The following is a 9,513-nucleotide window of genomic DNA, read 5'->3' as shown; positions in this document are numbered from 1 at the left end:
GTTCTGGCTCGGCCTGAATCCGACGCTGCCGAACGAGGCCTTCGCCGAGATCGTGATCCTGACGAAGTCGATCGAGGGCCGAGAGCGCGTCAAGTCGCGCCTCGATGCCGCGATCGGCGCCGGCGCCTTGACCCAGGCGCGCGCGCGCGTCGACCGCTTCTCCTTCGGACCGCCTGTCGGCTTTCCCGTCCAGTTCCGCGTGATCGGCCCGGACCCGATGAAGGTGCGCGAGATCTCCTACCAGGTCCGCGACGCCGTTCGCACCAACAGGAACGCGGTCAACCCGCATCTGGACTGGAACGAGATGTCGCCCTCGGTGAGGCTGGTGGTCGATCAGGAGCGGGCCCGTGCCCTTGGGCTGAACGTGCGGGATGTCTCGCAGACGCTGCAGACCCTCGTCTCCGGGGCGACCGTCACGACCGTTCGCGACGGCGTCGAGCAAGTCGCCGTGGTCGCGCGGGCCGGCGAAAGCGAAAGGCTGGATCTCGGCCGTGTCGGCGACCTGACCATCGTCGCCCGCAACGGCGTCGCCGTTCCGCTGTCCCAGGTGGCAAGGCTCGACTATGTCCATGAGGATCCGATCCTGCGGCGGCGCAACCGCGACACCGTCATCACCGTGCGCGCCGACGTGGTGGACGGGGTCCAGCCGCCGGATGTGACGGCGCAGATCCTGCCGCGCCTGCAGTCGATCAAGAACAACCTGGAGCCGGGCTATCGCATCGAGACAGGAGGCGCAGTCGAGGAGTCGGAGAAGGCGAACGCCGCGCTGTTCGTGCTCTTCCCCATCATGTTTCTCGCGATGCTGACCCTGTTGATGATCCAGCTGCAGAACTTTTCCCGCCTGGCCCTGGTCTTCATGACGGCGCCGCTTGGCCTGATCGGGACATCGGCAAGTCTCAATCTCGCCCATCAGCCCTTTGGCTTCACCGCGCTGCTGGGGCTGATCGCACTCGCCGGCATGATCATGCGCAATACGCTCATCCTCGTCGACCAGATCGAGAGCGATGTCGCATCGGGATCRCACAGCCGGCGCGAGGCGATCGTCGACGCGACGGTCAGGCGGGCGCGGCCCGTGGTGCTGACGGCGCTTGCGGCGATCCTGGCCATGATCCCGCTGTCGTCGAGCGCATTTTGGAGCCCGATGGCCGTCACCATCATGGGTGGGCTCTTCGTCGCGACCTTTCTCACGATCCTGTTCTTGCCAGCGCTCTACGCGCTATGGTTCCGCAAGTCGCTGGATGAGCGTGGCGCGCCGGCGGGGTCGGAGCCAGTCACGCTTGTGCCGAGCTTCGCGACCTCGGTTGCCCACCAGATCATCGGACCGGAATCGTATCCGGCTCGACGATCGAACCTCACGACTGTCTTGGAGTAGCCTTGGTGACACATCCATCGCGTTACACGGCGCGCGTGACTGCCCAGAGCGAGAATGCGAGCCGGCGGCAGGACGGCATCGAGCCGCTGCAGGAGATTCTCGCGGTCGCCCGGCGGCTCTTCACGACCATTGGCTACCAGAAGACCACGGTCGCCGAGATCGCGGCCGAACTCGGTAAGAGCCCGGCACATGTCTACCGCTTCTTTGACAGCAAGAGGGCCATCAACGAGGCCGTCGCCGAGCTTCTGCTGGGTCAGATCGGCGACGAGCTCGCGGTGATCGCCGCCGGACAATCGTCCCCTCCCGAGCGTCTTGCCGCCTTCCTGCTTGCGCTCTCGGAGCTCAGCGAGCGGCATTTCATGACCAATAGCCGCGTGAACGACATGGTCGAGGACGCGATGGCTGAAAGCTGGGGCGTCTGTCTTCGCTACATCCAGCGCGTCGAAGGCCTGATCAGGACAATCGTCGAGGACGGCCAGTCTTCAGGCGATTTCAGCATCGAGGATGCGGCAGCCGGGGCAGCCTGTGTGAAGACGACCATGGTCTGCTTCATGCACCCGACGATGATGGCGCTGAGCGCGGAGCATGCGAGGCCCGAGATCGAACAGGTCATCGCCTATGCATTGCGGGGGCTCGGGGCCAAGCCCCGGCGCTGAGGAACGAAGCCCGCGCCGACCTGAGCGCCCAGTGCGTCGCCCGCAGATTGCGCAGGCGGCCGGCCGATCAGCGCAGCCGCCGGACCTCTTCCACCGTTACGGTCGGCTTCTGGCCGCCCCAGTTCGCCCGCAGCCAGTTGGAGAGGTCGGCGACCTCCTGGTCGCTGAGCTGCGCGGCAAAGCCCGGCATGGGCTGCATCCGCTCGAGCCCGGGAAAGCGCTGGGCCGGGATGCCGGTCAGGATGACCCGGTTCAGGTTGCGCGCATCCGCCAGCCGCAATGAGGCATTGGTCGCCAGCGGCACCACGACATGCGGGATGCCCTGCCCGTCCACGCCATGACAGCTGGCGCAGACGTCGAGATAGGTGGCGCGGGCCGATGCTGCCGTCTCGGCCGGAACGGCAACGGGCTGCGGCGGCACTGGGGGCGTCGCGCGCTCCGGCAGTGTGTCGAGATCGAACAGATAGGCCGACATCGCCGCAAGGTCGTCGGCGCTCAGATATTGCGTCGAGAAATGCACGACCTCGAACATCTGGTTGGTCATGGCGCCCTGCGCCGAGATGCCGGATTTCATGAAGCTTGCGAAGACCAGCGGATCAAAGCCCATGCGCGTCAGCCCGGCCTTGGTGATGTCGGGCGCTATGATGCCTTCCAGCTCCGAGCCCTGGAGATAGGCGCTCTCCTTCATGCCCATCGTCAGGTTGCGTGGCGTATGGCATTCGCCGCAATGGGCGAGCGCGTCGGTGAGATAGCGGCCGCGGTTCCAGGCCTCCGACCGCCCGGCCACCTCCGTCCTGGTGTCGCCCGACAGGTTGACGAGGTTCCAGAAGGTCAGCCCTTGCCGGATATTCATGGGGAAAGGCAGGTGGTTGGTGCGGTTTGCCACCTTCATCGGCTCGCGGCTCATCAGGAAGGCGTAGACCGCGTCGACATCCCCAGCCGTCAGCTTGCGATAGGAGGCGTAGGGCATCGCCGGATACAGATGGCCGTTCTTGCCGACGCCGTCGCGCACCGCGCGGTGGAACTCGGCGCGCGTCCAGGCGCCGATGCCGTGCTCCTTGTCGGGCGAGATATTGGTCGAGTAGATCGTCCCGAACGGCGTCTCGAAGGGCAGCCCGCCGGCCCAGGGCGCGCCGCCCTTGGTGACATGGCAGGCATAGCAATCGGCGGCGACGGCGACATAGGCGCCGCGCTTGACGAGCCCCTTCATCTGCTCCGCCGTCAGCGGTTGCTCGATCTCCTTGCCCACGACGCTGCGCTCCAGCAGGCCGAGGAAGACGGCTCCCGCCGCGAGCGCACCGATGAAGGCGACCGTCAGCACGGCCAGAAGCAGCTTCCTCGCCATGCGCGCTACGCCTTCACCAAGCCGGGTGTCCTGAGGACGAGATCGCGCACCGCCTCGAAATAGCGGACATAGCCGGTGCAGCGGCAGATATGCCGGTCGAGCGCCTCGCCGATCACCTGCTCCAGCGCCTCGCGCCGGACCGGGTTGCGCTTCAACTGGTCGAGCAGCACCGTCGCACCGGTGACGAAGCCGGGGGTGCAGTAGCCGCATTGGAAGGAGAAATGCTCGATGAAGGCCTGCTGAACCGGCGAGAGCTGCGTGATCGCGCCAGTGGCGTCGCGCTGGGCCTGCCCCTCCACMGTCCTCACCTTGCGGCCAGTGAACCAGTGGGCGCCGGTGATGCAGGTGCGCATTTCCTCGAGCGAGCCGTCGCCCTTCTCGACGATCACGGTGCAGGCATGGCAGATGCCCTGGCCGCAGCCCATGCGCGAGCCGGTCAGGTTGAGATACTCGTAGAGGAAATCCTGCATCATCATCGTCTCCGGCACGTCGATGGGACCGACGGCCTCGTCGTTGATGGTCAGGGAGAGCGTGCGGGTCGCGATGGTCATGCCAGCGCCTCTCGGATTTTCTCGGGCGTGATCGGCAGGCTGTAGAAGCGCTTGCCGATGGCGTGGGCGACCGCGTTCACGATCGCCGGCACGACCGCGATCATCACCACCTCGGCCATGCCCTTGGGCGGATCGGTCTCCGACAGCGGCGGCAGGATTTCGGCCGTCTGCGACCAGACCGCGACATCCCTGGATGTCGGCAGCTCGTAGCGGTTCCAGTTCCAGGTGCCGTTGCCCGGCCCGTCCTCGTAAAGCGGCAGATACTCCTTCAGGGCGTGGCCGATGCCCATGGCGAGCCCGCCCTGGATCTGGCCGGAGACCAGCTCCGGCACGATCTGGTTGCCGCATTCGAGGATGGAGTGATGCGACAGCAGGCTGACCTCGCCGCTGCCGGTATCGACGGTGATCTCGGCCAGCGTCGCCATCGGCGCGTAATAGGTGACGCCGGCATTGTTGCGCTGCGTCGGCGGGTAGGAGACCGAGGCCCGGTCGACGAAGTGCCAGCCTCCCTCCGTCATCAGGGCCTTGCGCTCGACTGGTGCTCCTTCGCCGTATTGCACCGCCAGCGCATCGATGGCGAAGCGGCGGCGCCCAGTGCCCGGCAGTTCGAACTCCGCTTCGGCCCATTGCCAGCGGTTAAAGCTGTGCACGGTGACGCCGGTGACGAGGCCGAGCCGGTGCGCCTCGGCCGCGACCTCGGCAAAGGACAAAGGCTGCATGGCCGCCGCATTGACCGTGCCGCGGATGATGCGCAGATCCTCGCGGCGCACCACTTCGGGCGCCAGCTGGCCGCCGCCGATGCCGCGCGACCAGAGCGAGCGCGCGGCGGGCCAGAGCGCGAGGTCGACAAGCGCGCGGGCCGCCTCGCGCGTCGCATGGCCGAGATAGTAGACGCTGTTGGAGGCGCTCATCGGCGAGGTGAAACTCGGCGTCCAGCGCGGGTTCGCCATGCGCCGGTCTTCCTCCTCCTGGGAGAGCGTATAGGGCTCGTCGCTGGTCTCGAGCGGCATCTGCGGCCAGCGCAGCTTGCCGAATTCGGTCTCGTCGGGTTGCCGGCCGAGGATGCCGGCGGCCATCACCGCCTGCGAGGTCGTGGCGCCCGTGCCGATCTCGTGCGCGACATGCGAGAGCTTAAGGCGGCCGCTCGCGTCGAATGCGAGCGCGCAGAGCGCCGCTTCGGCGCCGGTGCCGTAATCCTTGTGCACATGGCCGTAGCCGACGCCGTATTTCTTGCCGGGATTGGCGGCCTCGAAGGCGGCCTTGCGCTGGTGCCGGCCGGCCCAGAGCGGGTGCTTTTCCGCCCGCGCCAGGATCTCGTCATGCCGCAGCGCGCCTGAGGGAATCGCGCCCTGCGAGTTCTTCATGCCCGATTTCAGCGCATTGCGCCGCCGGAACTCCATGGCATCGAGGCCGAGCGCTTCGGCAGCCTCGTCGACCATCATCTCGGTCGCCGCCATGGTCTGCAAGGTGCCGTAGCCGCGCATCGAGCCGGCATCGACGGCGCGCGACGACAGGATCGCCGCGGAGAAGTCGCTCTTCGGCAGGTAATAGATCGACTGCGCCGCCGTCGCGCCGACCGTGCCGACCGAGACCGAAAAATTCTCGCGCCCGCCGCCATCATTGCGATAGCGCCCGGTCATCGCCCGGAACTTGCCGGTCTTGCGGTCGATGACCATGACCTTGTCCATCTGGAAGGCATGGCGCTTCAGCGCGGTCTGGAACTGCTCGTAACGGTCATTGGCGAGCCGGACCGGCCGGCCCTCGGCGTAAAGCCCGGCGAGCACGCAGTAGAACGGGAAGATCGCGTGGTCCTTGGTGCCGTAGCCGACGGTGTAGCCGATCTTCAGATCGATGCTCTTCAGCGGGAACGACGACTTCGAGACCATATGGGCCGCCATCTCGGCGACCTCGTGCGGGGATTGCGTGGCGATCAGGGCGTGCAGCATGCCGCTCGAACGCTCGTACCAGACATTGCCATTATCGGCCTCCATCGCCGAAGCATCGGCCGACTGGCTGGTAAAGCTGCGCCGCAGGACCAGCACGTCGTCACCGGCATTGGCGATCTCGCGCTCGATCTCGGCCGCCGCGGCCATGCCGCGCGCCATGGCGTCCCCGTCTCCGGCGGCGGGCCATTGCGGCTCCTCGCCCTTGAAGCCGGTGCGGATCGTCGTGTCCTTGAGCGCGGAATAGYGGTCCTCGGCCTCGGGCGTGCCGCCGTCGATCCGGACATAGCGCGCCGCGCCATAGGGGCCGGGCGTGGTGGACGGGCCCTCCGTGCCGTAGCGCACGACCTTGTCGTTGAAGCGCAGCCTGCGCTTGGCCGCGTCATAGCGGGCAAAATCGTGATAGATCAGCAGCGCGACCGGCTGGCCGAGCAGGCGTGCGGTCTGGCCCTTGGGGACGAAGAAGACATCGCCGTAGAAGCCGGGCGCCGGGATCGCGACGCCGTCCGCGACGAGGTCCTCGTGCAGCACCAGCCGATCCGGCCGGAGGTCTTCGCCGAGCAGGCTGAGATCGACGCTGTCGAAGACGCGGTCGACCCGCGTCGCATGGAGCATGAAGGCATGCGCCTGCTGCTTCGGCCAGCCTTCGAGGTCGCGGGCCCGGTAATCGCGCGTAAACGTCTTGCCGCCGGTGACCTTGGCGATGGCGTCGAGCCGGTATTTCGGCTTGCCGCCGGGGCCAAGCCAATCGGCTCCGGGATGCGGCGGCGTCTCGATCAGCTCCGCCTGGGTGGCCGAGGGCAGCAGCGAAATCCGGATGGCGACGCCGGCCACTGCGGCCTTGAGGACGGTTCTGCGGGATAGACCTGTCTTCATGCCGACACCCCGCTCGCTGACGAGCCGACTCTGCTCTCTCGCCGATAATATGGGCACAGCGCGGGCGCGTATATCGATATTCGAATTGGTCTGGTTTCAAGGATGGGGGATGTTTTACTGATCGGGAGTCGGCGGGCCGCGCTCGCGCGCGCGTCTGGCGCGATAACCGCATTCGTCGGCGGAGACTTTGGCCGGCGCCGACCGCTGCAGGGCGAACGATCACGCAGCCCCTTTCAAGTTCCGGTGGATGAAACCGGCGCCTGGCAGCCCCCAAGACCGTCGTTCCGGCTCCGGGAATAGCGGCGCAGCCCTTTCGGAGGCGCGAACGCTGGCTGCAGCTTCGCGCCACTTGCCGACATTCGACGCCCGCCGGAAAGCGGATGCTTGACGGCATTCGCTATGGGCGTCTGTCTGAGGCCTTAGAGGAGCGCGGCTATCCACTATCTAGCGTTTTGCACGGTGGGTGGTGCCGGCATTCCGGCCGAGCGGTGGTCAATCACGAACTGAGGCGGACATGGCGAAACTAGGCGGCAGGAGGGGAAACGCTTTGCGCACCCCGCTCATTCATAGTGCGGATGCCGTTCGCGGATTCTTCGCCCGGTCCGATGCGCTGGACTATCTGTGCCTGCGTCCACTGGACCATATCGCCTCGTCCTGGGAGGTCGTGTGGGACCGCGACGGCCTGCGCTGCGTCTCGGAGGAAGACAGTTTCGCGGCTGATCTCAACCTCTTCATCGACGAGATCGCAGGAGCTGTGCGACCCACTCGCTACCATGAGGACGAAGACGCGCTGATCGAGGCCTATCTGGGAGCAACCAAGTGGCCTCAGCAAAAGAAAGGCAACCGCTGGATAGTCGCTGACTACGCGTCGTTATTGGAGCAGGCGGCATCGGCCGATCTGCATGAAGCCCGACTTGTCAGTGCCGCGACCGGACGCGTTCATGCCGCGCTCGACTTCGGCCAGATGCATTTCGACAACATGGAAGAAGGGCACCGGCGCATCCTAGCGCAGGTCGTGACCATCATTCTCTACCAGCGCTATTGCGTTGGGACGTCGCTCTTCAACGATCGCGAACAAAGTGAAGCGCTATAGTGATCGTATGGTCGCCGATTATGCGTAGGTTCATGGATTAAGATCGCGTATGGCCCGATCGGCACGGCGTTCCAGCCGGCGTATCTGCCGCACGATGTCGCCCGCGCCGAAGGCTTTCTCCGCCCTGCGGCCATAGGCGGAGAAGTTCCTTACACCGACAGGATAGAACCGGCGCCTCAATCGTTTCGTGTAAATCTTATCGGCACGCCCATCGGCAATCGCCTGCTCGCCGAGCAGACGGGTCTTCTTGACGCTGTATTTCAACTTGCGGAATTGCCGCGCGAATGAGCTCGGCCGGATCGATGCTCCCTTCTCGGTGACATTGAATCCGAGATACTGGAAGCACGCCGTGCCGCTGGCATCGAATGCGGCCCGCTCGGTCTTCGTGCTGTTGATCTCCAGCTTCACGGCCTTGATGGCGTCAGTCAGGGCGTACTGGATCATCGCCTCGCACTCGGGCTTGCAGATCACGAGGATGTCGTCGGAGTAGCGCTGGTACAGCGCATCATTGTCACGGCAAAGGAACGCCATGGCCCGGTCGACATCGACCATGTAGAGGTTCGAGAACACGCTGCTGATCGGCGTGCCCTGCGGGATGCCGAAGGCGTTTGGATTCGAGGTGATCGCAATGCCAGCGGCCTTCACCTCGGCGATCGAGGCGACGGGTTCGGGCTTGCGCGACCTCAGTCGCGGCCCGATGTCCGGATTGGCCGCGAGGGCCGCGCGACTAACGTAGCGGAAGCGTGTCACGTGCCGAAATACGCCATACCAATCCTGGCTCAGCTCAGCGCTGCCGAGCAGTCGCTTCAACTGCTCCTTGAGCAGGCGGTGGTCGAGATTGTCGAAGAAGCCCGAGACATCGAAGCACAGCACGATACAGGAGGCATTGGCCTTCGCAAAACGAGCGGCGGCGGCGGCGAAATCGTAGTTCGACTTGCCAAGGCGGCGATAGCCGATGACGTGGTCCGTCAGGCCTTCGCGGTGGTAGAAATCATCAAGCCGCTGGGTCAGGTCCGCAGCGTATTTCGACAGGATGCAGGCGTCGCGGTGGGACGCGTACATGATCGGCCTGGGCTTGTAGACCGTCTTGCCGTCATCGCGCTTGTAGCGCTTGACCCGTTTTTCATAATGTATGAGCGGCGACCAGGCGTGCCGCTTGATACAGGCTCCAGCCTCAAGGTTCTTGGCATAGGCTTCGCCTACCGGCGCGTCGAAATGCTTGTATCCGCGCTTGCTGAACCAGGCCGGCCGCATCGCAATCCCATTCTAGCAGAGTCCGGGGAGCTAGCTCCGACCCAGAGCCCCGGTTTTGGCCGGACGCTCCCCAGACGCACGCCTCAATCCGTCAGCATCTTCCCGTTCTCGTCAGACCAGGTGTCCCCCAACGCGGGTCAAATAACGCTAGGCAGTATAGTGTAGTCGTGGAGGTCCGAGCGATGCTCGAAGTCTCGTCGATACAGATCGCGGCGATGATGCTGACGCTCGTCGGCATCGTCGATGCGGGCCTGTATGAGGTTGACAGTTTCAACGACCGTACCGACGGCCAATTCCGGCGGCCCGGCAGAGATGGAGGTCGCTAGCCTGTTCCGCAAGGGCATCTCGCGGCCTCTTCCCACTTTTCCCTTACGCAGGGGCCTGCGAGTTGCGTTTACTCGAACAACGAGCGTCGGCCGCTGC

Annotated in this window: 8 protein-coding genes; 4 read left to right on the top strand and 4 right to left on the bottom strand. The window is 65.4% G+C overall.

Annotated features, from left to right (window positions below):
* Positions 1–1,372: efflux RND transporter permease subunit (locus tag AC1DRP_RS07180; protein WP_476768191.1), on the top strand; the 1,372-nt coding region annotated here is incomplete at its 5' end.
* Between the two features lie 5 nt (positions 1,373–1,377).
* Positions 1,378–2,028, top strand: a complete 651-nt coding sequence (locus AC1DRP_RS07175; protein ID WP_476768190.1) for a TetR/AcrR family transcriptional regulator — start codon at positions 1,378–1,380, stop codon at positions 2,026–2,028.
* A gap of 67 nt (positions 2,029–2,095) precedes the next feature.
* On the opposite strand, the gene AC1DRP_RS07170 is transcribed toward AC1DRP_RS07175, so the two are convergent.
* From AC1DRP_RS07170 to AC1DRP_RS07160, 3 genes are read right to left on the bottom strand one after another with little or no spacing between them, the layout of a single operon-like run.
* Positions 2,096–3,373, bottom strand: coding sequence for a c-type cytochrome (locus AC1DRP_RS07170; protein ID WP_476768189.1), 1,278 nt, complete (start codon positions 3,371–3,373; stop codon positions 2,096–2,098).
* 5 nt (positions 3,374–3,378) lie between these two features.
* Positions 3,379–3,924: a (2Fe-2S)-binding protein gene (locus tag AC1DRP_RS07165; protein WP_476768188.1), complete on the bottom strand. Its 546-nt coding sequence runs from the start codon at positions 3,922–3,924 to the stop codon at positions 3,379–3,381.
* Complete coding sequence (locus tag AC1DRP_RS07160; RefSeq protein WP_476768187.1) at positions 3,921–6,743, bottom strand: xanthine dehydrogenase family protein molybdopterin-binding subunit; 2,823 nt, start codon at positions 6,741–6,743, stop codon at positions 3,921–3,923. The genes AC1DRP_RS07165 and AC1DRP_RS07160 overlap by 4 nt, the downstream gene beginning before the upstream one ends.
* A gap of 514 nt (positions 6,744–7,257) precedes the next feature.
* Here AC1DRP_RS07160 and AC1DRP_RS07155 point away from each other — a divergent pair.
* Positions 7,258–7,836: a hypothetical protein gene (locus tag AC1DRP_RS07155; protein WP_476768186.1), complete on the top strand. Its 579-nt coding sequence runs from the start codon at positions 7,258–7,260 to the stop codon at positions 7,834–7,836.
* Positions 7,837–7,866: 30 nt separating this feature from the next.
* Here the strand turns inward: AC1DRP_RS07155 and AC1DRP_RS07150 are convergent, their stop codons facing one another.
* Positions 7,867–9,090, bottom strand: coding sequence for a reverse transcriptase domain-containing protein (locus tag AC1DRP_RS07150; protein WP_476768185.1), 1,224 nt, complete (start codon positions 9,088–9,090; stop codon positions 7,867–7,869).
* Positions 9,091–9,272: 182 nt separating this feature from the next.
* Here AC1DRP_RS07150 and AC1DRP_RS07145 point away from each other — a divergent pair, with 182 nt between their 5' ends.
* Positions 9,273–9,416, top strand: coding sequence for a hypothetical protein (locus tag AC1DRP_RS07145; RefSeq protein WP_476768184.1), 144 nt, complete (start codon positions 9,273–9,275; stop codon positions 9,414–9,416).
* The last annotated feature ends 97 nt before the right edge of the window (positions 9,417–9,513 follow it).

The sequence above is a fragment of the Allobosea sp. 01N443 genome (assembly GCF_056399325.1).
Note: the sequence above shows the minus strand (reverse complement) of the source record. Positions and strands in the feature narration are given on the sequence as shown.